The organism is Amycolatopsis sp. NPDC102389 (genome assembly GCF_044765885.1).
GTDB lineage: Bacteria > Actinomycetota > Actinomycetes > Mycobacteriales > Pseudonocardiaceae > Amycolatopsis.
The window spans coordinates 1-25615 of record NZ_JBIWKX010000086.1 but is presented as its reverse complement, the minus strand read 5'-3'; the positions used below and the strand labels follow the sequence as shown (position 1 = coordinate 25615).

General features: G+C 68.3%; 23 protein-coding genes. 20 read left to right on the top strand and 3 right to left on the bottom strand.

Going from position 1 to position 25615, the window contains the following annotated elements; all coding sequences use genetic code 11:
* Positions 1–200: 200 nt before the first annotated feature.
* Positions 201–758: a dihydrofolate reductase family protein gene (locus tag ACIRGA_RS38145; protein WP_400951296.1), complete on the bottom strand. Its 558-nt coding sequence runs from the start codon at positions 756–758 to the stop codon at positions 201–203.
* 92 nt (positions 759–850) lie between these two features.
* On the opposite strand from ACIRGA_RS38145, the gene ACIRGA_RS38140 reads away from it, so the two are divergent.
* The 13 genes from ACIRGA_RS38140 (at position 851) to ACIRGA_RS38080 (ending at position 14743) form a co-directional block, all read left to right on the top strand.
* Positions 851–1336, top strand: coding sequence for a winged helix-turn-helix transcriptional regulator (locus ACIRGA_RS38140; protein ID WP_400951292.1), 486 nt, complete (start codon positions 851–853; stop codon positions 1334–1336).
* A gap of 114 nt (positions 1337–1450) precedes the next feature.
* A complete protein-coding gene (locus ACIRGA_RS38135; RefSeq protein WP_400951289.1) occupies positions 1451–2707 on the top strand; it encodes an ATP-grasp domain-containing protein in 1257 nt (418 codons plus the stop codon).
* A gap of 59 nt (positions 2708–2766) precedes the next feature.
* Positions 2767–4080, top strand: a complete 1314-nt coding sequence (locus ACIRGA_RS38130; protein ID WP_400951287.1) for a lysine N(6)-hydroxylase/L-ornithine N(5)-oxygenase family protein — start codon at positions 2767–2769, stop codon at positions 4078–4080.
* Positions 4081–4103: 23 nt separating this feature from the next.
* The gene (locus tag ACIRGA_RS38125; protein WP_400951284.1) at positions 4104–4469 is read left to right on the top strand and encodes a cupin domain-containing protein; all 366 of its coding nucleotides are present in this window, start codon (positions 4104–4106) and stop codon (positions 4467–4469) included.
* Positions 4470–4471: 2 nt separating this feature from the next.
* Positions 4472–6091: a class I tRNA ligase family protein gene (locus ACIRGA_RS38120; protein ID WP_400951281.1), complete on the top strand. Its 1620-nt coding sequence runs from the start codon at positions 4472–4474 to the stop codon at positions 6089–6091.
* Between the two features lie 6 nt (positions 6092–6097).
* Positions 6098–7357, top strand: a complete 1260-nt coding sequence (locus ACIRGA_RS38115; protein WP_400951278.1) for an MFS transporter — start codon at positions 6098–6100, stop codon at positions 7355–7357.
* Between the two features lie 30 nt (positions 7358–7387).
* On the top strand, positions 7388–9139 hold the full coding sequence (locus ACIRGA_RS38110; RefSeq protein ID WP_400951274.1) for an ABC transporter substrate-binding protein: 1752 nt from the start codon (positions 7388–7390) through the stop codon (positions 9137–9139).
* Complete coding sequence (locus ACIRGA_RS38105) at positions 9136–10416, top strand: ATP-grasp domain-containing protein (protein WP_400951271.1); 1281 nt, start codon at positions 9136–9138, stop codon at positions 10414–10416. The genes ACIRGA_RS38110 and ACIRGA_RS38105 overlap by 4 nt, the downstream gene beginning before the upstream one ends.
* The gene (locus ACIRGA_RS38100; RefSeq protein ID WP_400951269.1) at positions 10413–10877 is read left to right on the top strand and encodes a cobalamin B12-binding domain-containing protein; all 465 of its coding nucleotides are present in this window, start codon (positions 10413–10415) and stop codon (positions 10875–10877) included. Before ACIRGA_RS38105 ends, ACIRGA_RS38100 begins: the two co-directional genes overlap by 4 nt.
* The gene (locus ACIRGA_RS38095) at positions 10874–12184 is read left to right on the top strand and encodes a methylaspartate mutase (RefSeq protein ID WP_400951266.1); all 1311 of its coding nucleotides are present in this window, start codon (positions 10874–10876) and stop codon (positions 12182–12184) included. Before ACIRGA_RS38100 ends, ACIRGA_RS38095 begins: the two co-directional genes overlap by 4 nt.
* The gene (locus ACIRGA_RS38090; protein WP_400951262.1) at positions 12181–13176 is read left to right on the top strand and encodes an asparagine synthetase A; all 996 of its coding nucleotides are present in this window, start codon (positions 12181–12183) and stop codon (positions 13174–13176) included. The genes ACIRGA_RS38095 and ACIRGA_RS38090 overlap by 4 nt, the downstream gene beginning before the upstream one ends.
* The gene (locus tag ACIRGA_RS38085) at positions 13173–14417 is read left to right on the top strand and encodes a glutamate synthase-related protein (protein ID WP_400951258.1); all 1245 of its coding nucleotides are present in this window, start codon (positions 13173–13175) and stop codon (positions 14415–14417) included. The genes ACIRGA_RS38090 and ACIRGA_RS38085 overlap by 4 nt, the downstream gene beginning before the upstream one ends.
* Positions 14414–14743: a hypothetical protein gene (locus tag ACIRGA_RS38080; protein WP_396566271.1), complete on the top strand. Its 330-nt coding sequence runs from the start codon at positions 14414–14416 to the stop codon at positions 14741–14743. Before ACIRGA_RS38085 ends, ACIRGA_RS38080 begins: the two co-directional genes overlap by 4 nt.
* Before the next feature lie 297 nt (positions 14744–15040).
* On the opposite strand, the gene ACIRGA_RS38075 is transcribed toward ACIRGA_RS38080, so the two are convergent.
* Positions 15041–15391 (bottom strand): MmcQ/YjbR family DNA-binding protein, encoded by a 351-nt coding sequence (locus ACIRGA_RS38075; protein WP_400951254.1) that lies wholly within the window; start codon positions 15389–15391, stop codon positions 15041–15043.
* Positions 15375–16067 carry a hypothetical protein gene (locus ACIRGA_RS38070; RefSeq protein WP_400951251.1) on the bottom strand — a complete coding sequence of 231 codons (693 nt, stop codon included), beginning with the start codon at positions 16065–16067 and terminating at the stop codon, positions 15375–15377. Before ACIRGA_RS38070 ends, ACIRGA_RS38075 begins: the two co-directional genes overlap by 17 nt.
* 188 nt (positions 16068–16255) lie before the next feature.
* Between ACIRGA_RS38070 and ACIRGA_RS38065 the strand changes: the two genes are divergently transcribed.
* From ACIRGA_RS38065 to ACIRGA_RS38035, 7 genes are all read left to right on the top strand, one after another.
* Positions 16256–17713: an NB-ARC domain-containing protein gene (locus ACIRGA_RS38065; RefSeq protein WP_400951248.1), complete on the top strand. Its 1458-nt coding sequence runs from the start codon at positions 16256–16258 to the stop codon at positions 17711–17713.
* Positions 17714–17800: 87 nt separating this feature from the next.
* The gene (locus ACIRGA_RS38060; RefSeq protein ID WP_400951245.1) at positions 17801–19369 is read left to right on the top strand and encodes a carbamoyltransferase C-terminal domain-containing protein; all 1569 of its coding nucleotides are present in this window, start codon (positions 17801–17803) and stop codon (positions 19367–19369) included.
* 102 nt (positions 19370–19471) lie between these two features.
* Positions 19472–20629: an NAD(P)/FAD-dependent oxidoreductase gene (locus tag ACIRGA_RS38055; protein WP_400951242.1), complete on the top strand. Its 1158-nt coding sequence runs from the start codon at positions 19472–19474 to the stop codon at positions 20627–20629.
* The gene (locus ACIRGA_RS38050; protein ID WP_400951240.1) at positions 20626–21879 is read left to right on the top strand and encodes an ATP-grasp domain-containing protein; all 1254 of its coding nucleotides are present in this window, start codon (positions 20626–20628) and stop codon (positions 21877–21879) included. Before ACIRGA_RS38055 ends, ACIRGA_RS38050 begins: the two co-directional genes overlap by 4 nt.
* Before the next feature lie 79 nt (positions 21880–21958).
* Complete coding sequence (gene ddaH / locus ACIRGA_RS38045) at positions 21959–22771, top strand: dimethylargininase (RefSeq protein ID WP_400951237.1); 813 nt, start codon at positions 21959–21961, stop codon at positions 22769–22771.
* Between the two features lie 9 nt (positions 22772–22780).
* A complete protein-coding gene (locus ACIRGA_RS38040; protein WP_400951234.1) occupies positions 22781–24181 on the top strand; it encodes a cation:proton antiporter in 1401 nt (466 codons plus the stop codon).
* Complete coding sequence (locus ACIRGA_RS38035; protein ID WP_400951232.1) at positions 24178–25188, top strand: TauD/TfdA family dioxygenase; 1011 nt, start codon at positions 24178–24180, stop codon at positions 25186–25188. Before ACIRGA_RS38040 ends, ACIRGA_RS38035 begins: the two co-directional genes overlap by 4 nt.
* Positions 25189–25615 lie beyond the last annotated feature (427 nt).

Sequence of the window (25615 nt, the reverse complement as noted above, 5' to 3'; positions counted from 1 at the left end):
GTACGCTACCAACCACTCAACACCAAACTGTCCGACAAGTCCTGAAACACATCTGTCCGTGAGGTCCTGAAACAGCACAGAGGGTTAGAACCCTCTTTGCCACTCACGACCCCCTTGTGACACCGTGCATACTACCCAAATCAGACACTTGCGGCTTGGAAACTGTCCCTTGTGGACACTCGTGGCATGGTCCGTACGTCCTAAGCCGTGTACTGGGGCCGGAACCGGACGTCGAACGCGCCTCGTGGGTCTTCCGTGTCGAGCCCGTGGAGATGGATCGGCACCCCGCCGGGATTGTCGTACAGTCGGACGCCGTCGCCGAGCAGGACCGGCGCGATGTGCAGGTCGATCTCGTCGATCAACCCCAAGGCGAGCAACTGTCGCCCGATGCTCGGCGAGAACACCTCGAGGTTCTTCCCGTTCGCCGCCGCCAGGCCGATCCGGACGGCTTCGTCCGCGTCGCAGTTCAGAAAGGTGACCCCGGCCGTGGGCGTGGCGTCCTCGGGGTGGTGAGTGAGGACGAACAGCGGTCCTTTCCAGGCGCCGCCGTAGATACCGCCGGGGTCGGGGTAGGCGTCCCAGCCGTCGCGGCCGCCGAGGATGGCGCCGGTGGTCGTGGCGTATTCGTCGACCAGCCCCGGCCGGAAGGTGGTGCCCGCCATCCAATCCATGCTGTGACCCGGTCCCGCGACGAAGCCGTCGAGGGACATCGTGAAGTGCCAGAGCACCTTCCCGTCCGCGGTCCGGGGTTCGACCATCGCGGCCTCCTGCTGGTTGCGTTCTGCAATCGGTTGATTCACGATAAGGCGGCCGATGGTAGTTTGCAACCACTTCTTCAGGAGGTGAAGGGATGGCGGAACCCGCCCGTTCCGGCTGTCCGATCAACGCCGCGGTCGAGGCGTTCGGCGACAGCTGGAGCCTGCTCGTGCTGCGGGACATCATGTTCGGCACCCGGCGTTATTTCCGGGAACTGCTCGCCGGGTCCGAAGAGGGGATCGCTTCCAACATTCTGTCCGACCGCTTGAAGCGGCTGGTCAAAGCCGGTCTGCTGACCCGCGAGGACGCCGGGCCCGGCAAACGGGCCGCGTACAGCCTGACCGAGGCTTCGATCCAGCTGGTCCCCGTGTTCGCGCACCTCGGTTCCTGGGGTCTCGAGCATCGTCCGACGACCGAGCGCCTGCGGGTGCGGGCCGAACTGCTCGCCGAGGGCGGGCCCGAACTGTGGTCGGAGTTCATGGCCGAACTGCGGGTCGTCCATCTCGGCGCACCCGCACCGGCGAAGGACGGCCCTGGCGTGCTGCAGCGCCTCGCCGCGGCTTACGAAGCGGCCGTCTGAAGCCCTCCCCACCACGCATCCCGTTGATTGTTCTTCCCGAATCAAGGGTTCCGGTCAACCCGCCCCCGGGATGTAGTAGCCCGCGACGAAGCGACGGGCTGGTGGGGAGAGGGAATGAGCTCAGCGGAGGGTGTTGTCCTGGTGATCGGCTGCGGGATGCGGCCGTACCGGGAGTACCTGTTGGCGTCGGCCGGGCACCGGCATCCCTTGTGGTTGTTCACCGGGACCGAGCCGACCTGGCAGGAGCGCTACATCGCCGGCGCGACGGTGCTGGACACGCAGGACCAGGACGCCGTGCTGGCCGCGGCCCGCGCGCTCAACGCCACGACGCCGGTGCTCGGCGTGGTGTCCTGGGACGAGGCGCTGATCGTGGCGGCGGCGCATGTCGCGGACGAACTCGGTGTGCCGGGCGCCGGGGTCTCCGCGATCGAAGGCTGCCGTGACAAGTGGTTCAGCCGCCGGACGCTCACCGCGGCCGGCGTCGCGCAGCCCGATTTCGGGTTCGTGCACGACGACGACCAGGCGGTCCGCGTGGCGGAGCGGATCGGGTATCCGGTCGTCGTCAAACCACGCGGGGGCGGCGCCAGTATCGGCGTCAGTCTCGCGGAAGACGCCGAGGCGGTGCGGAAGGCGTTCCGGACCGCGGAGGACGCCAGCTTCGGCGGCTCTCCCGCCTACCGGGGCGGGGCGCTGGTCGAGGAATACCTGACCGGTCCGGAGATCAGCGTGGACGGCGCCGTCGTGGACGGTGAGTACACGCCGATGTTCGTCGCGCACAAGACGGTCGGCATGCATCCGTACTTCGAGGAACTGGGCCACCTGGTCAGTTCCGCGGACGAACTGCTCGCCGACCCGGCCCTGCGCTCGACGCTGGCCCGCGCGCACGGCGCGATCGACTTCCGGTACGGCATCACCCACACCGAGCTCAAGCTCACCGCGCGCGGGCCGGTGATCGTGGAGATCAACGGCAGGCTCGGCGGCGACCTGATCCCGTTGCTCGCCAAGTTCGCGACCGGGATCGACCCCGGCGCGGCCGCGGTCGACATCGCCCTCGGCATGCGTCCGCACCTTCCGTACGAGGCCGAGCCCCGGTGGGTCGGCGTACGGTTCGCCTACCCGAAACAGGACTGCGTCGTCGAGTCCGTGTCCGTGCCGGATTCCTTGCGTGACAACGGGATCCTTGCCGCCGACGCACTCGTCGAGCCGGGTTCTCGCCTGCGGCTGCCGCCGGCGGAGTTCATCTCGCGGCACGCGTACGTGATCTGCGCGGGCGCCGATCCCGACGACTGCGAAGCGGTGCTGGACAAGGCCATGGCCCAGGTCCGGCTGACCGCGCACCCCCTGCTTCCCTCGGTGGCCGCCGGTGGCTGACCGCGCACCGGAACCGCAGAACACCTTCCCAGCACTCACAAAGATGGCGGAGCGAACAAATGGCGAACCGTGATGTCGAGCTGCTCGCAGTCGGAGCAGGACCGTCCAACCTGGCACTGGCAGTGGCACTGGAAGAGCTCGCGCCCGGCCTGGCCCGCGAATCGGTCCTGCTCGAACGCGACGAAGAGGTCTCCTGGCAGCGGGGGATGCTCCTGCCCGAGGCGCTTTCGCAGGTCTCGTTCCTCAAGGACCTGGTGACCCTGCGCAACCCGCGGAGCCGCTTCTCGTTCCTCAACTACCTGCACGCCACCGACCGGCTCAACGAGTTCGTGAACATGGGCAGCTTCGTCCCGTACCGGGTCGAGCTCGCCGACTATCTCAAGTGGACGGCGAACTCGCTTTCCCTGGTGGACCTGCAACGCGGCCGCGAATGCCTCGAAATCACTCCCGTGTGGACGGACGGCACGCTCACCGGCTGGGACACCCGCGTCGCCGACGGCGAGACCATCCGCAGCCGGTACCTGGTCGTCGGCGCGGGCCGCGACGCGCGGATCCCCGACCGGCTCCGGACGGTGAACCAGGACCGCGTCATCCACAGCACGCAGTACCTGCCGCGGATCGCCAAGCTGCGCAAGGACCTCCCGTACCGCGTCGCGGTGATCGGCGCCGGGCAGAGCGCGGCGGAACTGTTCGGCGCGGTGCAGAAGGATCTGCCCGAATGCAAGCCGACCATGGTGATGCGGTCGATCGGCCTGAACTACTACGAGAGCAGCAAGTTCAACAACGAGCTGTTCTTCCCGTCCCATGTGGACAAGTTCTTCGAGGCGCGGCCGGAAGCGCGCGAGCAGATGCTCAAGGAGATGCACCACACGAACTACTCCGGGCTGGCCCCGGGAACGATGGACGCGCTCTATCGTTCGGTCTACCTGGACCGGCTCTCGGGTCGGTCCCGGCTGCGGATGATCACCATGAGCGACATCACCGACGCCCGTGACGAGGGCGACGAGATCGTGCTGGAACTGACCGACCGGCGCACCGGCGAGACGCAGGAACTGCGCACCGATCTCGTGCTGCTCGGCACCGGGTTCTCCCCGGAGATGCCGAGGATGGTCCAGGAGATCGCGAAATCGATCGGCCTGTCGGAGATCAAGGTGACCCGCGACTACCGGCTGGAGATCGAGCAGCCCGCCACCGCGGCCGTGTACCTCCAGGGCGTCAACGAAGCGACGCACGGGATCGCGGACTCGCTGCTGAGCGTCCTCGCCCCGCGGGCCAACGACATCCTGCAGGACATCCTCGCCCATCGCGGTGAGAACCCTTCGGTGCCACCGCAGCCGACTTCGGACACCGCCCCCATCGTCGCCACCCGCTGACCCACGAAAAGGAAGAGAAAGTCATGGAGATCCGGCCGCTCGAGCGGGAAAAGATGGTCTTCGAGAACGGCGCCTACGGCCAGCGGCTCCTGCCGTGGGCGGCGCTGAACGCGCCGTTCGAAGGTGCCTGGGTCACGGTGCCGGCGCACGGCGCGACTGGTGCGCATTCCCACCACGAGTACGAGATCTTCATCGCGGTCAGCGGCGAGGCGGTGGTCGAGTCCGGGGGAGAGCGCCGCGCCTTCCGTCCCGGTGACATCGAGTTCCACCAGCCCGGCACCGAGCACCGCATTCTCAACGACGGTGCGGAGGACTTCGAGATGTACGCGATCTGGTGGGACTCCGACATGACGGCGAAGTTCGCCGCCCGGCACGAAGCGGAGGCGTGAGCATGGCCGACAAGCGTCCGGTGGTGATCATCGGCGGCCCGCCGACGTCCAACGGCGACCTGCACATCGGGCATATCGCCGGCCCGTACCTCGGTGCCGACGTGCACCGGCGGTATCTGCGCGCGGCCGGCCGCGAGGCCGTGTTCGCCTCCTGCACCGACGACAGCCAGACCTACCTCGTCACCAGCGCCGCCAGGGTCGGGCTGACGCCGCCCGAGCTGGTGGAGCAGTCGACCGAGAACATCCAGCGCACGTTCAAGGCGATGGGCGTCGAGGTCGACGGTTTCTCGCCGACCGACGACGGATACAAGGCGCTCGTCTACGACTACGTCAAACGCTTGTACGACAAGGGAAAGCTCCGCCTGCGCAAGGTTCGTCTGCCCTACAGCGAAAGCAAGGGCGAGTTCCTGGTCGAAGGTTTCGTCGGCGGCGGCTGCCCGACGTGTCTCGCCGACAGCCGCGGCGGGTTCTGCGAAGGCTGCGGTCACCCGATCGACTTCGACGCGCTCATCGAGCCGTACTCGGTGCTCGATCCGGCCGACGAGGTGACCTACCGCGAGACCGAGATCATGGTCTTCCCGGTCTCGGAGTACCGCGAGCAACTCCTGGCCTACTACGAGGAACGCGGTCCCGCGTGGCGGCCGCACGTGCTCGGGCTGATGCGGGAACTGCTGTCCGGGCCGTTGCCCGACTTCGCGATCACGTACCCGGTGAAATGGGGGCTGCCGGCGCCGTTCCTCCAGACGCCGGGGCAGCGGCTCAACGCCTGGGTCGAGGGGATGCCCGCCTCGATGTACTGCACCGAATACGCGTTGCGGCGCAATGGAAAGCCGAAAGCCGCCGACGACGACGCCTGGCTCGCGGAGAACGACGCGCGGGTCGTGGTGTTCATGGGGTTCGACCCGCTGTTCACCTGGGGTGTCGTCCACGTCGCCGAGCTGATGGCCCTCGAAGGCCGCTACGTCCTTCCGGACACCCTGCTCGTCAACGAGTTCTACGAACTGGAGAACGAGAAGTTCTCCACCAGCAAAGGACACGTCGTCTGGGCACGGGACCTCGCGGCCGAGGTGCCCCGTGACATCGCGCGGTTCCACCTCAACCTCACCGCCCCCGAGTTCGCGCGGACCAACTTCTCCCGAGCAGCACTGGAAAAGGTCGCGGGGGAGCGGCTCGTCACGCCCTGGAACGAGCTCGCCGAGACACTGGCCAAGCTCACCGCCGAGGTCGGCGGCGAGAACGGTTCACTCCCGGTGTCGACCGAAGCCACGGAACGCGCGGCGGCGATGGTCTCCCGGTTCGCGTTGAACTACGAACTCGAGGACTTCAGCCTCAGCCGCGCCGCGGACCTGATCGTGCAGCACGTCGAACGCCTGCGGGCGGCGACGGAACGCACCTTGAAGGGCAACCTCGACCAGGAGATGCTCCGCGCGCGGCTCGGTGACCTCTTCCTCGAACTGCGGGCGTTGATCGGCTGTGCCTCGCCGATCCTGATCGACCTCGCCGAACGTGCCGCCGTAGCGGGCGGGTTCGACCTCCGGATCACGGCGGCCGCCTTCGATGTCACGCACACCAACGCCTTCACCGTGCCCTCACTGGAATTCCCCCCGACGAGCGAGGTCTGACCCCCCATGTCACTCGACAGCACCTTCTCCACCGACGCGGCCCGGAGTTCCCGGCTCGCCGAACGTCTGCTGGTCCCGGCGGGATTCATCACCACGGCGGGCAACGCGTTCCAGATCACCGCCGCCGCGATCCTGGTGTTCCACGCCGAGCAGACCACCCTGGCGGTCGGCTGGCTGTTCATCGCGGTGTCCATCCCGCAGGTCGCGCTCGCGGTCCTGTTCGGCAAGCTGGTCGACAAGGTCGACCGCCGGATGCTGTGCGTGGCGGCGGACCTCGTGAGCGCGATGACCGCGTTCGCGCTGCCGGTGTGGCTGTGGATCGGCGGCCCGGCGAACCTGGGCTCCTACATCGCGAACTTCATGCTCGCCTGCACCGCGGCGTTGTTCATGCCCGCGAGCAACGGCCTGATCAAGGAACGGATCCGGGACGAGCGGCTCGGCAAGTTCAACTCGCATTTCGAGATGGCGAGCAACTCCGGCATGCTGCTGGCGTCCTCGCTGGCCGGCTTCCTGGTGATCTGGTTCGGCGCCACGCCGCTGTTCGTCTTCAACTCGCTGAGCTTCGTCCTCTCGGCCGTCCTGGTCTACGCGATCGGCCGCAAGCCCGCCAAGGCACCGGTGACCGAGGAGACCGCCGCCACCGATCCGGCGGCGCCGGTCGAGGTCCCGGTGCGCCAGCCGATCAGGCGGCTCGCGCTGCTGTACGCCAACGGCAACATCGGCCTGATGGTCGCCAACGTCATCCTGACGACGCTGATCCTGCAGACCTTCGACCAGGGCGCGTGGATGATCGGCGTGGTCGACGCGCTGGCCGGCGTCGGGTTCATCGTCGGCGCGGCGGCGTACGGCAAGGTCAGCAAGCGGTTCAAGGGGATCCATCTGGCCGTGCTCGGCACGCTCGGCAACCTGATCTGCCTGGCGATCCAGCCGCTGCACTACATCGCGCTGATGGCGGCGATCCCGTTCGCCGGGTTCTGCTTCGCGCAGGGCCGGATCGCGGCACGGACCCTGCTGATGCGGGCCAGCCCGGAGGACCGTGTCGGCCGGATCTTCGGCGGCACCCAGGCCCTCGGGCTCGGACTCGGTGTCGGGGCGACGGTCGCGCTGTCCGCGCTGGCGGACGCGACCACGGTGCCCTACGCGTTCTGGGGGCTGGCGATCCTGCAGGGCGCGATCGTGATCGGCACCTACTTCAGCCTCGCGAAACCGTTGTCGGCACAGGAGAAGAAGCAGCCGGCCGAGGTTCTCGAGGCGACCGCCGCCTGAGCGCGGCGACGAGCGGAGGAAACGAAAGTCATGACGGACAAGCCGATCAAGGGCGGCGTGGCGACCTGGGCCTGCCTGCCCGGGTTCCCGCCCGCGGTGATCTTCCCCTTCACCCCGGGCGAACGCTTCGGCGTGCGGAGCCTCTACGAATTCCAGATGCTGATGTACCGGCCGCTGTACTGGCTGGGCCGGGACGGCGCGCCGGAGATCGACTGGGACCTCAGCGTCGGCGAAGAGCCGGTGTGGGACGAGACCGGCCGCACCTGCGTGGTCCGGATCAAACCGTGGAAGTGGTCCAACGGCGAGACGCTCTGCGCGGACAACGTCATCTTCTGGATGAACATGCTGAAGGTGAAGGGGCCGAGGTTCGGCGCCTACTCCGAGGGCTACTTCCCGGACAACCTGGTGTCGTTCGAAAAGGTCGCCGATGACAAGGTGAGCTTCACCTTCGACAAGGCGTACTCGAAGAACTGGGTGCTGCTGAACCAGCTCACCATGATCACGCCGATGCCGAAGGCGTGGGACCGCACCGCGGATGGCCCCGCCGACGCGACGCACGACATCGAGCAGGCCGAAGCGGTCTACGAGTTCCTGATGGCGGAGAACGGCGACGTCGTCGAGGAGGACAACTCACACCGCACACGCTGGGCTGACAGTCCTGTGTGGAGTGTCGTCAACGGGCCGTGGCGGCTCAAGAGCTACACCGAGGAAGGTGTCGTCACCTTCGTCCCGAACGAGCACTACAGCGGGCCGAACCCGCCGCATCTCGACGAACTGCGCCAGGTCTCGACGACGTCGGACGAGCAGCAGTACGAGCTGCTGCAGTCGGGCGACGTCCAGGTCGGTTTCCTGCCGCCGGGGATGGGCGTCCAGCCGGACGGCGACCCGACGAAGGGCGGGCCGAACCCGCTGGGCGACGGTTTCCAGCTGGAGCCGCAGATCCTGTTCAACATCAACTTCATGGCGGTCAACTTCAGCAACCCGACCGTCGCCGGCGACATGATCAGGCAGCCCTATGTCCGGCAGGCCCTGCAGAGCTGCTTCGACCAGGAGTACGGCGCTCGCGAGGTCTACCAGGGCTACGGCTGGAGCCAGACGGGGTCGATCCCGGTGCTGCCCAAGAGCGACCTGGTCTCGCCGAAGATCGCCGAGCGCGGCGGGTTCTGGCCCTTCGACCTCGAGAAGGCGCGGCAGTTGCTCGCCGACAACGGGTGGGACGTCAGCACTTCACCCGCCGTGTGCGTCCGGCCCGGCACCGGTCCCGGTGAAGCGGGCGAGGGCATCCCGGCCGGCGCCGAGCTGAGCTTCTCCCTGCGCTACTGGGAAGGCCGGCCGTCGCTGGCGCGGCTCATGGCGCAGTTCCGGGACGACGCGGCCAAAGCCGGGATCGAGATCCGCCTCGAAGAGGTGATGGGGTCGGTCCTGGTGGCGGAGGACGGTCCGGGCGAGAAGCGGATGTGGCAGCTGTCCTGCTGGGGTGGCGGCTGGGTCTACAACTACCCGACCGGCGAGAACCTCTTCCAGAGCGGCGCCGCCTGTAACTTCAGCAACTACCGGGACGCCAAGGCGGACGAGCTGATCGCGAAGACCGTCACCACCGACTCCCTCGAAGCGCTTTACGAGTACCAGGAGTACATCGCCGACCAGGCGCCGGTGATCTTCATGCCGACGTTCCCGCGGCGGCTGTTCGAGGTCGCGGGCAACCTGCGCGGGTTCTCGCCGATCAACCCGTACGGGCTGATCAATCCCGAGAACTGGTACTACGTCCAGGACGAGTCATGACGCGGCCGGTGGTGCTGGTCGGGTTCGTGGCCGCGGCGCTCGGTTCGTCCATCAAGGACTTCCAGCAGGACGGCACGGTGATCTTCGTCGAGGAACCCGATGTCGTCCGCAAGCGCAACGCGCGGGAGACGGTGGCCGGGTCGGCGCTGGTGCGCGAGCTCATCGAGTGGGAATTCCACCTCCCCGGCAAGGCGGACGAGTTCTACCACGTCCACCACGACCTCGACCCGGCCGCGGTGGTCCCGCTGACCGAGTACGCGACGCCGTTCGCGGCCCGGCTCGCGGAACGCTACGGCCTGCCGGGCGCGGGATTCGGGGCGGCGCAGATCCTGCGGGACAAGGCCGTGCTGCGCCTGGTCAGCCGGGCGGCGGGGATCGCGAACCCGGCGTCGGCGCGCGTCGAAAGCCCGGAGCAGGTCCGTGAGTTCATGGCGCGGCATCCGGGGAAGACCGTGCTGAAGCCCGCGAACCGGCAGGCGTCGGTGGGGACGCAGGTGCTCACCGACCCGGCCGAGGCCGAACAGGCGTGGGCGAACTGCGTCGTGCAGGACGAGGGGATCTTCGTCCCGGATCGCGCGATGGAACTGAGGATGCTCGCCGAGAGCTTCGTCGAGGGAGACGAGTTCAGCGTCGAGATGCTGCTGCGGGACGGCGAACCGCTGTTCGCCAACGTCACCGGAAAACGGCTGTTCCCCGGCCCGCGTCCGATCGAACTCGCGCATATCGTCCCCGCCGACATTCCGGACGAACTGACCGCGACGCTGACCGAGGAGACGCGGCGGCTCACCAGCGCGGCCGGGTTCCGCACCGGGATCGTCCACTGTGAGTGGATCGTCTCGGACGGTGTCCCGTACCTGGTCGAGTGCGCCGGCCGGTTCGCGGGCGACGGCATCATCGAGCTGATCCAGCGCGCCTATCCGGTGGAGCTGAACCGCGCCTACTTCTCGGTGATGAAGGACGAGCCGGTCTCGGACGTGTTGCCGCGCAAGGCCGTACGCGGGGCCGCGGTGCGGTTCCTGTCGATCGAGCCTGGCCACATCGAGGACGTGCGCGGGGTGGAGAAGGCGTCGCAGTCCGAAGGCGTGTTCATGTGCGACGTCGCCGTCTCGGCGGGCGACCGGTTCGACGGGTTGCGCAGTTCGTGGGATCGCGTCGGCGATCTGATGGTGACCGCGGACAGCCCGGCGGAGGCGTCGCGCCTGGCCGAAGAGGCGGTCGCGCTGATCGAGATCGACGTGCGGCCGGACCGTGGAGAGAGGGAGAACGCCGCACCATGACCATCGAAGCCGTCCAGTCCACGCTCCCGGACGCCCGTCTCGACGTGATCGTCACGGGGCTCTCGTCCGACGCGCACACCTGGAACCTGGTGTACCTGGAGCTGTTGCTGGAGGAACTGGGCTGCCGGGTCACCAACCTCGGCGCCTGCGTCCCGGACGCGACCATCGTGCGCGAATGCGTCACCCGGCGGCCGGATCTGCTGGTGATCAGCAGCCTCAACGGGCACGGCCGCCAGGACGGCGTCCGGCTGATGGAAGCGTTCCGCGCGCGGGCGGAGCTGGTCACGACGCCGGTCGTCATCGGCGGGAAGCTCGACGTCACGGGCGGCAGCAACGCGGCACGGCTGCTGGAGGCCGGCTTCGACGCGGTGTTCGAGGACTCCGGCGGGCTGACCCCGTTCCGCACGTTCCTCCGCACCTTGTCCGTCCGCGCCCCCGGTGTCCCGCTGGGCGCGGGATGAACGTGCTCGCCCCGCGGCGGGGACTTTCGTTCGGCGAGGTGGTCGCGCGCCACCACGCCAGGGGGGAGCTGGTCGTCCAGCCGCGGATGGGGTTCGCCGATCCGGGACGGATGGCCCGGGGGTTGCTGGCGACGAGGACGGCGCGGGCGGCGACGGTCGGCACGATCACGATCGACAGCTACACCAGGGTCGGCGACCACACGGCGGCACGCGCGGCATTGGCGGCCGGCGCCGATCTCAACGGGTATCCGCTCGCCGACCACGATCCCGTGACGACGACGGCGTTGCTCGACGGCGTGCTGACCGGCGACTTCCCGGTGCAGGTCCGGCACGGTTCGGCGGATCCCCGCCGGATCGTGCGGGCCCTGCTGGACTTCGGGCTGCACGCGACCGAGGGCGGTCCGGTGTCGTATTGCCTGCCGTACAGCCGGATGTCGCTTTCGGCGGCTGTCGACAACTGGCGCCGCACCTGCGAGACGCTGGCCGAGGCCCGTGGTCCCGAACTGGAGCCGCATCTGGAGACCTTCGGCGGCTGCATGATGGGGCAGCTGTGCCCGCCCGCGCTGCTGGTCGCGCTGAGCGTGCTGGAGGGGATGTTCTTCTGGCGGCACGGGATCCGCTGCCTGTCCTTCAGCTACGCGCAGCAGACCCACGCCGGGCAGGACGAGGAGGCCGTCGCCGCGCTGCACGCGCTGATCAGGGAATACGTGCCGCACGCGCGGACGCATGTGGTGATCTACGGCTACATGGGCGTCTACCCGAGGACACCGGGCGGCGCGCTGGAGCTGATCGCGGAGTCCGCGCGGCTGGCCGCCCGCACCGGGGCGAGCAGGCTGATCGTCAAGACCACCGCCGAGGCACACCGGCTGCCGACCATCGCGGAGAACGTGACCGCGCTGGAGCACGCCGCCGAGGCCGCCCGGGGCGTCTCCCGGATCGGCAGGCTCGGTGACAGCGGGATCCACGCCCAGGCGAAAGCGTTGGTGGACAACGTTCTTTCGCTCGACACCGACCTCGGCAGGGCACTGGTCACCGCGTTCGCGCGCGGCCAGCTGGACGTCCCGTTCTGCCTGCATCCGGACAACGCGGGCCGTGCCCGCGGACGGCTGGACGCCGGCGGCCGCCTGGAGTGGCAGCGGATCGGCGCGATGCCGCTGGGCGATCTCGTCGACCTGCCCGCCGACCGGCGGATGACCTCGAACGATCTGCTGGACGCGCTCCGGTACGTCGAGCGGTCGTTCGACGAGAAGTACGGGCTACCCGGAATCGAGACCGTGAACCGACTGACACAGGGGAGTAGGACATGACCGGAACATCGGACGCGGCGCTGCCGCCGGGTACCCGCGAGCATCTGACGTCGCCGGTGACGCAGGCGGCGCTGCGCATCCAGAACAGCATCACCGCGGGCACCCGCGAGTACCTCGGCATGAACGGGTTCGTGGAACTGCAGCCGCCGCTGATCGGGCCGGTCACCGACCCGGGATGCCGTGGCGCCAAGCAGGTCGACGTCGACTACTACGGGCACAAGTACAAGATGATGACCAGCGTCATCCTGTACAAGCAGGCGTCGCTGCTCGCGTTCGACAAGATCTTCTACGTCGCCCCGAACGTGCGGCTGGAGCCGCTGGAGACCTCGACCACCGGACGGCATCTGGTCGAGTTCACCCAGATCGACGTCGAGGTCGCCCGGGCGAGCCGCGAGGACGTCCTCGACCTCGCGCAGGGCCTGCTCCGGCACGTGGTCGCCCACACCCTCCGAGAGTCCAAAGTGGACCTCGCCACGCTGGGCCGGGACCAGGAGGCGTTCACGGCGTTGCTGGAGGAGGACTTCGAGCGGATGACGCACCGCGAGGCGGTGTCGCGGCTGCAGGGCCTCCTGCACGGGCAGAGCGCCGACGCGGAGATCGACTGGCAGGGCGAGCGGATCATCTCGGAGCAGACGAACCGGCCGTTCTTCATCGTCGACTACCCCAAGGGATCGCGCGGGTTCACCGACGGCGAGTCCAGCACCGAACCCGGGGTGCTGCGGAACTTCGACCTCATCGCCCCCGACGGGTTCGGCGAGCTCTGCAGTGGCGGCGAACGCACGCACGAGTACCGGCGGCTGATCGAGCGGATGCGGGAGACGGGGGAGAACCCGGCGAAGTACGCCTGGTACCTCGACCTCGCGCGCGAGGGCCTGCCGCCGAGCGCGGGCTTCGGGATGGGGCTGGAGCGGGTGACGCGCTACGTCGCCGGGCTGGACGCGGTCTGGCAGGCCAACGCGTATCCGAAGCTGCCCGGGATCGCGACGCCGTGATCACCGCACGGCAGCTTCCGGAGGACGCGATCCGGGCCAGGGCACGGGAAGGCAGCGCGGCGATCTTCCCCGACGTCGCGGGATACGGCCGGTCGCTGTTCGGCGCGGACGTCGATTCGGGTACCGACGAACTCGACCGCGCGCGGATCGTGCCGCCCGTGTTCGTCCCGCGGCGCCTGGAGAAGATGTTCGACCTCGCGCGCGAACCGGTGTACGGCGACGTCGGGCTGACGACCGTGCTCGGCGGGTTCACCGCGCCGTCGCCGGTGTTCCTCTGCGCGTTCGGCTCCACGCAGGTCGCGGGCAGCGGGCTCGGGATCGCCGCGAGCGAGCAGGCAGGCAGGCTCGGGATGCCGATGGTGATCGGCGAGAACGTCGTCCCCATGCACGGTTACGGCCGGATGGGTGAAAGCGTCGAGGACGGCCTGCTCGGCCGGATCCGCGCGTACGTCGACGCCGTACCGGACGGCCTGGGCGGTGTCGTCGTCCAGCAGAGCACGGAAGACGCGGACGCGGAGGTGTGGAACCTCGTCTACAGCGACCCGTCCGCGACGAAACTGCTGGAGACCGGGCGGCTGGCGTTCGAGCTCAAGGTCGGTCAGGGCGCCAAGCCGGGGCTCGGCGGGATGACCGTGCTCTCGCGCACGGCCGCCGGCGAGATCGCCGAGCAGTACACAGTGGACGAAGCGTTCGGCAAGGACACGGCCATGGTGCTGCGCTCCAGCAGTCCCGGCACGTTCACCGGGGAGATCCTGCGCCAGCAGATCCACCTGATGCGCAACAACTATCCGCGGGCCCGCGCCTGGGTGAAGCTGCATCCCGGCCGTGACGTCGGCGAGGCGGCGCAGGTCGCGTGGGCGGCGGGGGCGGACGCCGTCACCGTGGACGGTGCCGAGGGCGGTACCGGCTGGGCGCCGTCGGTCTTCCTCGACCAAGTCGGGCTGCCGCTGGTGGAATGCCTGCGCCGGGTCGGCAAACACGACGCGTCGCTGCTGGTGTCGGGGCGGATCTGGGAAGGCGCTCGTGCGCTGAAATGCCTGGCGATGGGTGCTTCCGCGGTCGGCCTGGGCCGGGCGGCGCTGCTCGCCGTCGACGAGGACGCGACCGAAGGGCTCGTGCGGCTGGTGCGATGTCTCGAACTCGAAATGCGGCTGCTCGCCAGCGCGCTCGGGAAGTACGACCTCGCGGATCTCACCTCGGACGACCTTTGGTTCCCGACTCGGACGGAGCAGAACGGATGATCAACTACGACGGGAAACGGTTCCGCAAGGTCAGCACGGATCCGAACGCGCCGGTGACCCTGTACCGGCAGAAGGACGATCTGGTGTGGGCCGAGCTGACCGGCGGCGGCGTGCGGCTCGGGTCGCTGACCGGCAAGTGCGGCGAGGACGGGACGATCGACATGGCTTACACGATGGTGCTGGCCAGTGGTCAGGTGATCGCGGGGCACAGCACGAACACCCCGGAGTTCCTGCCCGACGGACGGATCCGCCTCAACGAGGTGTGGGAGCGGTACGGAACTCCCGGCTCCCGCGGTACCTCCGCCATCGAAGAGGTCGCGGAGTAGGTCGTTTCGCGCGTGAAGGCCTCCTTCCCTCGGTTGAGCCGAGGGAAGGAGGCCTTCACGCGTGTCTGGAGGCGGAACTCACGTGATGGGAGCCGTAACTCGCGTGATTGAAGGCGTAACTCGCGTGCTCAGAAGCCGCACACCGTGTGGAGCCTCCAAGCACGTGAGTTACGTCCCCAAGCACGCGAGTCACGTCTCTGATCACGCGAGTCACGACTTTCGGTCGTCCGACAGAGAATTCACGCGACCGAAAAGGGGAGTCGACGGGGCTGAACGGCGCACGCCGAAAGGAGTAGTTCAGCTCGGGTTCTTTTCCAGGTATTCCGCCCAGACCTTCTTCGGCACGCACATTCGCCAGGAGTCGACGATCAGCTCTCGTAACTCTTCGTAATCGAGCGCGGACAGCCGGGCGCGGACCCACTGATAGCGCATATCGGACGGAATCGGCATCATGAACTTGTCCGGCTCGCCCGCCACCAGTGCTTCCCGCTCCTCTTTGGGATAGCCGAATCCCATCACGGTTTCGTCGGGCGAGAGCGAAAGGAACACGATTCGCCCCACGCGGAACTTCGCTCTGTCCCGGACCAGCGCCTCATAGGCGCGGGGGAGCTCCGCAACGATATTTCTGACGTCATCCCCGGTTACCATTTTTCCACCATTCTCCGCTGTTTGTTCCCCAGTCACCCGTGGCGCCCATGGTGAAGGCGACGTAAAGGTATTCGTCGAGGATCTTCGCCAGTGACACGGGTCTGCCCATCGAGGCGGGGATCTCCGCCCCGCCGTCCCCCGCCTCCGCGATCACCGCGGCGGCCCACGCGCGGCCGAGCCGCAGATGCCTCCCGAACGCGGAGCCGTCGCGCGCGCCGTGGAGAGCGGCCGCGATGGCGGCGTCCCACGGCATGATCGTGTTGGGCCGCAACGCATACAGTGCCTTGGCCGCGGCGGTCGGGCCCAGCGTACGCCTGGTCCGTCCCGCTGAGACGACGACACCCGAGAGGTCCGCGTACGCCCTCGCGGCGGTGTCGATCCCCGCGTCCGTCAGGTCGGCGAGATCGTCGGCGGGAAGAGTAGCGCCCCAGGTCTCCCACCAGGTCAGGATCCCGTCGTCGAAGGGGGCGGGTTCACCTTCCCGCGGGTACCGGATCCGGCATCCCCACGAGTTCAGCCAGCGAAGAAGAATTGTGCGATGTGCGGGCTGTGACAGGTCGATCGCGGACCGCGTTTCTGTCAGGAGTCGAAGCCACGAGGTGTCCGCATTCGTGAAGCCGTTGAACACTTCGGCGGCCCGCCGGAGTTCGGCGAGTGGCGGTAGGGGGTCAGACATGGGCGAACCCTATCCGGTGCCACCAAGGGGGTGAATTTCCGCGTCCAACTATTGGACTTTGTACATTGAGTCACCTATTTGTATCTGCTGCATGGTTCATTGGTCCTTTAGGGTTGTGGCCAGGAAGGCTACAAGGATGACGGTCACGCAGTGCGATTGCGTTACCCCATCCAGGGGAGGGAGAAGGCATGGGCAGACCCGAGCGACCGTTGGACGGCTCCACTGGTCCGATCGCCGCATTCGCTCACGATCTGCGCGTTTTGAGGAACCGGGCGGGGAACCCGAGTTACCGGGAACTCGCCAGGACGGCACTGTTCGCCCCTTCTGTGCTGTCCAGCGCGGCCAGCGGCCACCGGTTGCCCACGCTCGCCGTGACGCTGGCGTTCGTCTCCGCGTGCGGTGGGGACCGCGCGGCGTGGGAACGGCGTTGGCGGAGTGTCGCCGGGCAGACGGGCGGTGGCGCCGAGGAACGCGCGTCCGCGCCGCCGCCGGTCGAAGCACCGCCGGATGGCGTTCACGCGTTGGCATCCGGCGTCATCCGGCTCGCCCGTCCGGCCCAGTTGCCGATCGGATCGAGGACTTTCGTCGGCAGGGAACGGGATCTGGCCGACGCCGCGGCGATGATCGGGGCGAGCGGCCCGGTCAAGGTGCCGTTGCTCGTCAGTGGTCCGATCGGGGTGGGGAAAACGGCTTTCGCCTTGCGGCTGGCGGAAGAGGTGGCGGCGGACTTCCCGGACGGGCAGCTCTACGCGGATCTGGGCGGCATCGGGACCGGGGGCCGGTCGGCCAACGGGATCGTGCGCGGGTTCCTGCGCGCGCTCGGCGTGCCGGCGCATCTCGTGCCCGACGATCCGATGCAGCGGATCGGGCTGTACCGATCCCTGCTGGCGGAGCGCAGGTTGTTCGTGCTCCTGGCGGGGGTCAAGGACGAGGGTCAGGTGCGGCCGTTGCTGGGCCAGGCCCCGCACAGCCAGGTCGTGGTGACCAGCCGCGCGCGGCTGCTCGGGCTGGAGGACACGAACCGTGTCGAGCTGGATACGTTTTCCCGCAAGGAATCGATGGCGTTGATCGGCCGGATCGCCGGACCGGGCCGGGTGCGGGCGGAGCACGACGCCACCGACACGATCGCCGAACTGTGCGGGGATCTTCCGCTGGCGATCAACATCGTCGGTCGCAAGATCGCCGCGCGCCCGGAATGGGCGATCGCGTACACGGCGGGCCAGCTCGCGGATCGCGAACGGCTCATGGACAGCCTCAGCGTCGGTGACGTCAACGTCCGGGACCGGTTCACCACGGCGTACGAACAACTGTCGCCCACCGAACGGGAGGCCATCCACCACTTCGGGCAGAGCGGGGCGGGCTGGACGACGTCGATCGGCATCGCCGCGGCGATGGGCATCATGATCGAGACCGCCGACGAGCTCCTCGAGTCCGTGGTGGACGCCGGACTTCTCCAGCGCGCCAACGTCGCCGGCCGTTACGCGGTCTCCCGGTTGGTCAGCGCGTTCGCCACCGAGCGGCAGCGGGAACCGAGCCCGTTCGCCGCCGCCGTCCCGATGGCGGGCCACCGGGCGCGGAAGAACGCGTTCGAATCGCTGCGCCACGAGGCCGTGCGCACCCTGCCGGGTGGTTCGTCCGAAGGTTGATTGTTCTCCCCGTGCGGCGCTTCCGGTCAACGGGCCGCGCGGCTTGAATGAGTCGACGAATGAAGGCGAGCGAAATTCGGTGACACAATGCTGATTCTGTCGATGAAAGAGGGCCACGATGGCGGGATCGTGGCGATCGAGGACGGCAAGCTGCTGTTCGCGCTGGAGTCGGAAAAGGACAACTACCCGCGCTACGACCGGATCACCGGCGAGCTGATGGCGCGCGCGGCGGGCATGCTGGACAAGCAGCCCGACGTGGTCGCGCTCGGCGGCTGGGTCAAGGGGGAGTTCTCGGTGGAACCGCCGTCGCGCACCGGATACTTCGGTGTCGGCGAGGGCGCGATCTCCGACGAGGCGGGCAAGTTCTTCGGCAAGGACGTCCGGTACTTCTCTTCCACCCACGAGCGCTCGCATATCTACACGTCGCTCGGGATGGCCCCCGCGGCACCCGGCCAGGCGTACTACTCCCTGGTGTGGGAAGGGAACATCGGTGACTTCTACCGGATCGACGAGCGCGGCGAGGCCACTCACCTGAAGCATGTCCTTGCCGACCCTGGCGCGAAGTACGCGTATCTCTTCGCGCTGGCGGACCCGGGTTTCCCGCTGGGCAAGGGGAAGTTCCGGTTCAACGACGCCGGCAAGCAGATGGCGCTGACCGGGTTCGCCGAGCCGGGCCCGCTCACGCCGGACGAGCAGAAGACCATCGACTTCATCCTCGACCGCGACGGCATCATCCTCGGTCTGTCCAAAGAGGAGATGTCCTGGTCCCATCTGTACAACGCCGGGGTGTGGTCGCAGGAATACCGCAACGCGGCGGCGAAGCATTCGCAGGCGATCTTCAACCGGTTCCACGACTACGCGGCGAAGAACCTGACCGAAGGCCTGCCGCTGCTGATCTCCGGCGGTTGCGGCCTGAACTGCGACTGGAACCGGTTGTGGCGTGAGAGCGGTCTGTTCTCCTCGGTGTTCGTGCCGCCGTGCCCCAACGACAGCGGTTCCGCTCTGGGCACGGCCATCGACGCGCAATGGTTCTACACCGGACAGGCGACCATCGAGTGGGACGTCTACGCGGGGGAGAACTTCGTCGAGGACGTCGTCCCGGATCCCGCCAAGTACGAGACACGCCCGCTGGTGGCGAGCGAGGTCGCGAAGTACATCAAGGACGGCAACATCATCGGCTGGGCGCGCGGCCGGTATGAGATGGGCCCGCGGGCGCTGGGCAACCGGTCGATCCTGGCCGCGCCGTTCACCGTGGACACCACCGTGCGGCTCAACAAGATCAAGCGCCGCGAGGACTACCGCCCGATCGCCCCGATCGCGCTGGAATCCGACGCCCCCCGGTGGTTCGTCGGCTCGGTGCAGGATCCGTACATGCTGTACTTCAACCACGTCACCTCCGACGAGCTGAAGGCCATCACGCACGTCGACGGGACCGCGCGCACCCAGACGGTGACGCGGGAACGCAACGCCGGCATCACCGACCTGCTCGAGGCGTTCCGCGAGCAGACCGGGTTCAGCGTGCTGTGCAACACCTCGCTGAACAACAACGGACGCGGTTTCCTCAACCGCACCAGCGATCTCATCGAGTACGGGGAGACGTACGGCCTCGACGGCTACGTCATCAACGACACGTTCGTGACCCCGCGCGCCTCCTGAAATCCTTGCCCGACGGGGGCAAGGCCCGGATGCCACCCCCAGCAGTGGCATCCGGGTACCTCGTGGCGCCCGAACGAACTTTCGCCCCGGAGGGGGAAGACCATGCGAGTCGTGCTCGCGGGCGGTGGCGTCATCGCGCTGCTGACCGCGCTGGAGTGCGTGTCGGCCGGGCACGAAGTGGTGATCGCCGACCAGGCGGACATCCCGTTCTCCGGGGCGACGTCGTTCGACCGTCATCGCGTGCTGCGCGCGTTGCATCCCGGCGACCTCGCGACCACGACGGCCGCGGTCGGCGCGCATCACGCGTGGATCGAACTGGAGCACGCGTTGTCCACGTCGTTCTACGAGCAGGTCGGCGCGCTCACCGCGGCGCCGCCGGACGACACGACGGCCGCGCGGGAGCTGCTGTCCGCGGCCGGCTCGAAGGCCGAAGTGCTCGGCGCGGACGAACTCGCCGCGGAATTCCCGCACGCCGGATTCGTGCCGGGCACGGGCGCCGTTTTCGAGGCGCACGCGGGGGTCCTGCTCGCCGACCGGGTGCTGGCCGCGTGCGCCGCCCGCCTGAGGTGGCACGCGAACGCGGAACTCCACCCGCACCGCAAGGTGGTCGGGATCGACGCCGACCGGGCCGAGGTCCGGCTGGCTGACGGCGCGACCCTCCGCGGTGACGCCGTCCTGGTGGCCGCGGGCCCGTGGTCCCGGGAACTGCTGGCACCCGCGCTGTCCAGGGAACTCGTGCTGCACCGGCAGACGATGCTGTACTGCGACGTCCCGCCCGTCGACGCCGCCGCGTGGGCCGCCACCCCGGCGATCACCTCGCTCGGTTCGGCAGGTGGCGCGTGGCTGGTGCCGCCCGTCGCCGGGACGCCGTTGAAGCTCAGTGCCGCGAGCGCGTGCCGGGTCGTCGACGAGATCGGCGGCGCCACCGTGCCTTCGTGGTGGCGTGAGCACCTGATCGACACGTTCGCCGCGCTGATCCCGGGTTTCCGGCGGGATTGGCTGGTGGACACCCGGGACTGTCACTATCTGGCCCGGCGCTCCACTCTCGGCCCGATGCTCGCCGTTCTCGGTGACCGGGTCCTGTCCTATGCGGCGTGCGGCGGCTCGTCGTTCAAGTTCGCCCCGCTGATCGCCCGGTCCCTGGCCGCGCGCCTGACCGGCGCCGACCCGGTCCACACCGGCCTCGAACCGCTCGACCGGCCGCTCGTGCGAGCGGGCGGTGTCCACCCGATCCGTCCTGCCCTACGAGGTGTGTCGTGAAACTGCTCGCGCTGGAAGCCAGCCAGAACTCCTACTACTACCTGCCCCGGTACCAGCAGATCGAGGACTTCGGCGGGGTGCTGTACGTGCTCAACGGGATCGGGACCGAGGATCTCTGGCCGTCCGAGCGCTACCGGATCGCCGGGAGCAACCACATCGACGACCTGATCCGGCACGCGAAGGCCTGGCACGCGGAAGAATCCTTCGACGGCGTGCTCACCTTCTCCGAGTCCGGCGTGGTCCTGGTCGCCGCGGTGGCCGAGGCGCTCGGCCTGCCCGGCATCGGCGTGGACGCGGCTCGGACCAGCCGGAACAAGCTGATCATGCGGCAGGCGCACGAAAAGGGCGCGGCCGCGCATCCGGACTTCCGGTTCGTCGAAGACCTCGACGCGGCCCTGCAGGCGGGCGAGGACTTCGGCTATCCGGTGATCCTCAAGCCGACCCTCGGCGCGGCCAGCAACTTCGTCTTCCGGGTGGACGACGAAGAGAAGATGCGGGAGCGCTACGCGCAGGCACGTGAGGGCATCGACGGGATGTCCTGGTACAACATGGAGGCCGAAGGGCTGGACCTCGGTCCGCACGGCCTGCTCGTCGAGTCCTTTCTGGACGGCCACGAGCATCTCATCGAAGCGGTCGCCTGGGACGACGAGGTCTACCTCGGTTCCATTGTGGACAGAGTCACGTCGGAGGGCGAGACCTTCGACGACGACGTGCACCACGCGCCCACGTCGCTCACCGCCGACCAGGTGGCCGAGGTGCACGCGGTGGTGGCGGCCGGCGTGCGCGCGCAGGGGCTCACCCGCGGCGCGCTGCACGCCGAAGTCCGGTTCCACCAAGGAAAACCGTTCCTGCTGGAGATCGCCGTCCGGCCGGGCGGCGGAGGACTCGACCATATGGCGCGGCTTTCGGCCGGGTACGACCCGATCAAGGGACTCATGGACGTCTCCCGCGGCGTGCGCCCGGATGTCCGGCACTTCAGCCCGACCGGGCTGCACACCGCCGCGATGTGCTTGATCTGCCCTGGCGGCGTGATCGCCTCGATCGACGTCCCGCCCGCGGTGAACGAATCGGACGCCTTGTACTACCTCAAGATCTTCGCCAAGCCGGGCGACCTGATCAAGCGCCCGCCGCTCGGCAACAACATCTTCGGCGGCATCGGCGCGCTCGGCGCGTCCTTCGACGAAGCCATGCGCAACGCGAACGACCTGGCCGGGAAGATCGAGGTCAAACTCTCCGAAACCCAGAAGTAGCACCGGATCCTGTTCGACGAAACCGGGCCCTTACCCAGGGCCCGGTGGCGGAAGACGCCCAAAACCGCGTGGAGGAAGCGTGTCACGGACTGCCACCCAACGGCACTACCTGATGGTCAGACCGACGTATTTCGACGTCGAGTACTCGATCAATCCCTGGATGGACCCGAAGAAACCGACGGACACCGAGCTGGCCATCGCGCAGTGGGAGTGGCTACACGATCTGTACGTCGATCTGGGCCATCGTGTCGAACTGCTCGACCCGCTGCCCGGCCTGCCCGACATGGTGTTCGCGGCCAACGGCGCCACCGTGGTCGACGGGCAGGTGCTCGTGGCGCGGTTCCACCACGTGCAGCGGGCGGGCGAGTCCGACGCGTACCTCAAGTGGTTCCGGGACAACGGATACCGCTACGTGCGGCAGGCGCAATGGGTCAACGAGGGGGAAGGCGACTACCTCGTCGCCGGGAAGACGATCCTCGCCGGCACCGGGTTCCGCACGAACCCGGAGGCGCACAACGAATCGCGCGAGTTCTTCGGCCGTCCGGTGACCAGGCTGACGCTGATCGACCCGCGGTACTACCACCTCGACACGGCGCTCGCCGTCCTCGACGACGAGACGGTCATGTACTACCCGGGGGCGTTCTCCGAGGAGAGCCGTCTGCTGCTGGAAGAGCTGTACCCCGACGCGATCCTGGCTTCGGAAAGCGACGCTTCCGTGTTCGGCCTCAACGCGGTCTCCGACGGGAAACACGTCGTGCTCCCGCAGGCGGCCACCGAGCTGACCGCGCGGTTGCGGGAACACGGCTTCGAACCGATCGGCGCCGACCTGTCCGAATTGCTCAAGGCGGGCGGCAGTGTCAAGTGCTGCACGCTGGAACTGCGTGCCGGTTAGGGAGACTTGATGAAATCGGCTGTACAGGAGCGGATCGCACCGCGCCGGATCCTCGTCGGGGCCGCGTTGATCGCGGTTCCGGCGGCGGTCGTCGTCGTGGTGCTCGGCCTGGGGGCGGCCTACGCGCCTGTCGCGAGCACCGGGGCCAAGGCCGTGGGCGGCGGACCCGACACTTACGCTCGCCTGCTGGTCGCGCTCCCGGTGATCCTGGGCGCCTGCCACCTGGCGGGGGTACTGGCCCGGCGGCTCGGCCAGCCCGCGGTGATCGGCGAGATCGTCGCCGGCATCCTCCTGGGACCGTCGCTGTTCGGGACCGTCTGGCCCGGCGCGTTCGGCTGGCTGTTCCCCGGTGGGGTGGTCTCGGCGATCAACATCCTGTCGCAGCTGGGTTTGATCTTCTTCATGTACCTGGTCGGTTCCGAGATCGACCTCGACGCGGTGCGCAGGCGCGGGTTCACCGCGGTGACGGTCAGCCAGGTCAGCATCGCGCTGCCGATGGTCTGCGGAATCGTGCTCGCGCTCGGCATGTATCCCACCTTCGGCGGTGATGTCGGATTCCTCGCCTTCGGTCTGTTCATCGCGGTCTCCATGAGCGTGACCGCGTTCCCGGTGCTGGCAAGGATCCTGACCGATCGTGGCCTCTCGAAGACGCCGCTGGGTGCGCTCGCGCTCACCTGTGCCGCCGTCGACGACGTCGCCGCGTGGTGCCTGCTGGCCGTCGTGGTCGCCGTCAGCCAGGGCGGCGCGCCGTCGGAGGTCTTCCTGACCGTCGGGCTCACCCTGGCCTTCGTCGTGGTCATGATCTACGTCGTCCGGCCGCTGCTGGCGAAGGCTCTCACCCGGGTGCCGGAGTCCGCGGTCCTCGCGATCCTGCTCGGCGGGATCATGCTGTCGGCCTTGGCCACCAACGAGATCGGCATCCACGCGATCTTCGGCGCCTTCCTCTTCGGGGTGATCGCGCCGAGGAGGGACCCGGTCGTCGCCCGCGCCGCCGGGAAGCTCGGCAGCGTGACCCTGACGTTGCTGCTGCCGCTCTTCTTCGCCTACACCGGGTTGCACACCGAGTTCGGCCTGCTCGGCTCCGGGTCGCTGTGGCTCTGGACCGCGGTGATCACGGCGGTGGCGGTGTTCGGGAAGTGGGCGGGCAGCACGGCCGCGGCGCGGCTGACCGGGGTCGGCTGGCGCGAATCGCTCTCCCTCGGGGCGCTGATGAACTGCCGCGGGCTGACGGAACTGGTGGTGCTCAACGTCGGCCTTCAGCTGAAGGTGATCAGCCCGGCGGTGTTCGCGATGCTCGTGATCATGACGCTGGTGTCGACGATCGCCACCGCCCCCGCGCTCACCCTCATCTCCAGGTTCAAGACGAGACCGCCGGTCCAGCGGCGGCGGAAAGTGGATAGGACACCATGACCAGCAAGGAAACCCTAGTCAGCACCTTCGCCGAGGTCGTCCTCGCCGACGAGGTCCGGGACACCATCGGGAGCGACCTGCGGTCCTTCCCGAACCCCGTCGACGATATCGACCGTTCGCTGGCGATGCTCCGGGTCGCGTTCTCGAAGCTGCCCATCGACCAGCTGCAGACGATCCTGGACTTCGGCAGGCACGTCGACACCCCCGGCGTCGCGCTCGTGCGCAACCTGCCGGTGGACGCGGAGCTCCCGGAGACGCCGATCGACGGGGAGCCCAGCAAGGACAAGAAGACGTTCGTCGCCGAGACCGTCCTTTTGGGACTGAGCCAGCTGCTCGGCGAGCCCGTCGGGTTCACCACCGAGAAGAGCGGGCGGCTCGTGCACGACGTCGTCCCGGTGTCGGCGGGGGCGCGGAGCCAGACGAACCAGAGTTCGCACGTGTTCCTGAACTTCCACAACGACATCGTGCACGACGAAGTGGGCCGCTACGACGTGTCCAATCCGGACTTCCTGGTGCTGAACTGCGTGCGCCAGGACGGGAACAAGGAGGCCGTCACGTACTACGCCGACGGCCGGGACATCTCGGCCGCGCTGGCCCCCGAGGTGCTCGACGTCCTGCGCCGCCCGCTGTTCCGCCTCAACGCGCCCGGCAGCTACGTGCGCGATGTGGCGAAGGGTGCCGACGTGCTCTCCGACCTCGTGCCGATCATCTCCGGGCCGGCGGACTCGCCGGAAGTGGCGGTGTCGGCGAATGGCGTGGTGGGGGAGACCGTCGAGGCGGAACAGGCGCTCGAGGAACTGCAGCGGGTCTGCCGCGAGGTCGCGCACCAGGTCAAACTGGAGCCGGGGACGGCGCTGCTGATCAACAACCGGAAGGGGCTGCACGCGCGGTCGCAGTTCTTCGCGCGGCACAACGGACGGGACCGGTGGTTGCAGCGCACGTATATCCGGCGCAGCCTGTGGACGATCCGGTACCGGGGCACGGCGTCGGACCGGCGGGTGCACTGAGGGCTTTCGGTCCCCGTACCCGGATGGACGACACGCGTGATCCGATGGATGACACGCGTGACTGGAGGGACGACACGGGTGCCGTCCGTCTGGACACGAGTGTCGTCCGTCCGGACACACGAACCGCGCTCGGCTGCGGGTGTCGCGAAAGCCACTTTCGCAACCTTCAACGTCGCGAAAGTGGCTTTCGCGACATGCTCCGGCTGCACGACCGCTTGCGGGAAGCCCCACCCGATCCCACTGTCCACACAGGACCGTTTCCGGTGCCCGAGTGCCCGTTTGATGCTTGCATGACCGGTTTTCCGTGGGGTCGTGAGTGGCAAGTGTCGTTATTGAGCCGAAGGTCAAACGTGGCGTGTTCTCGGGCGGCCCGATGATGGGATGAAGGCTCCCTTCGCCGCGTCTAATGCGGTGAAAGGAGCCTTCG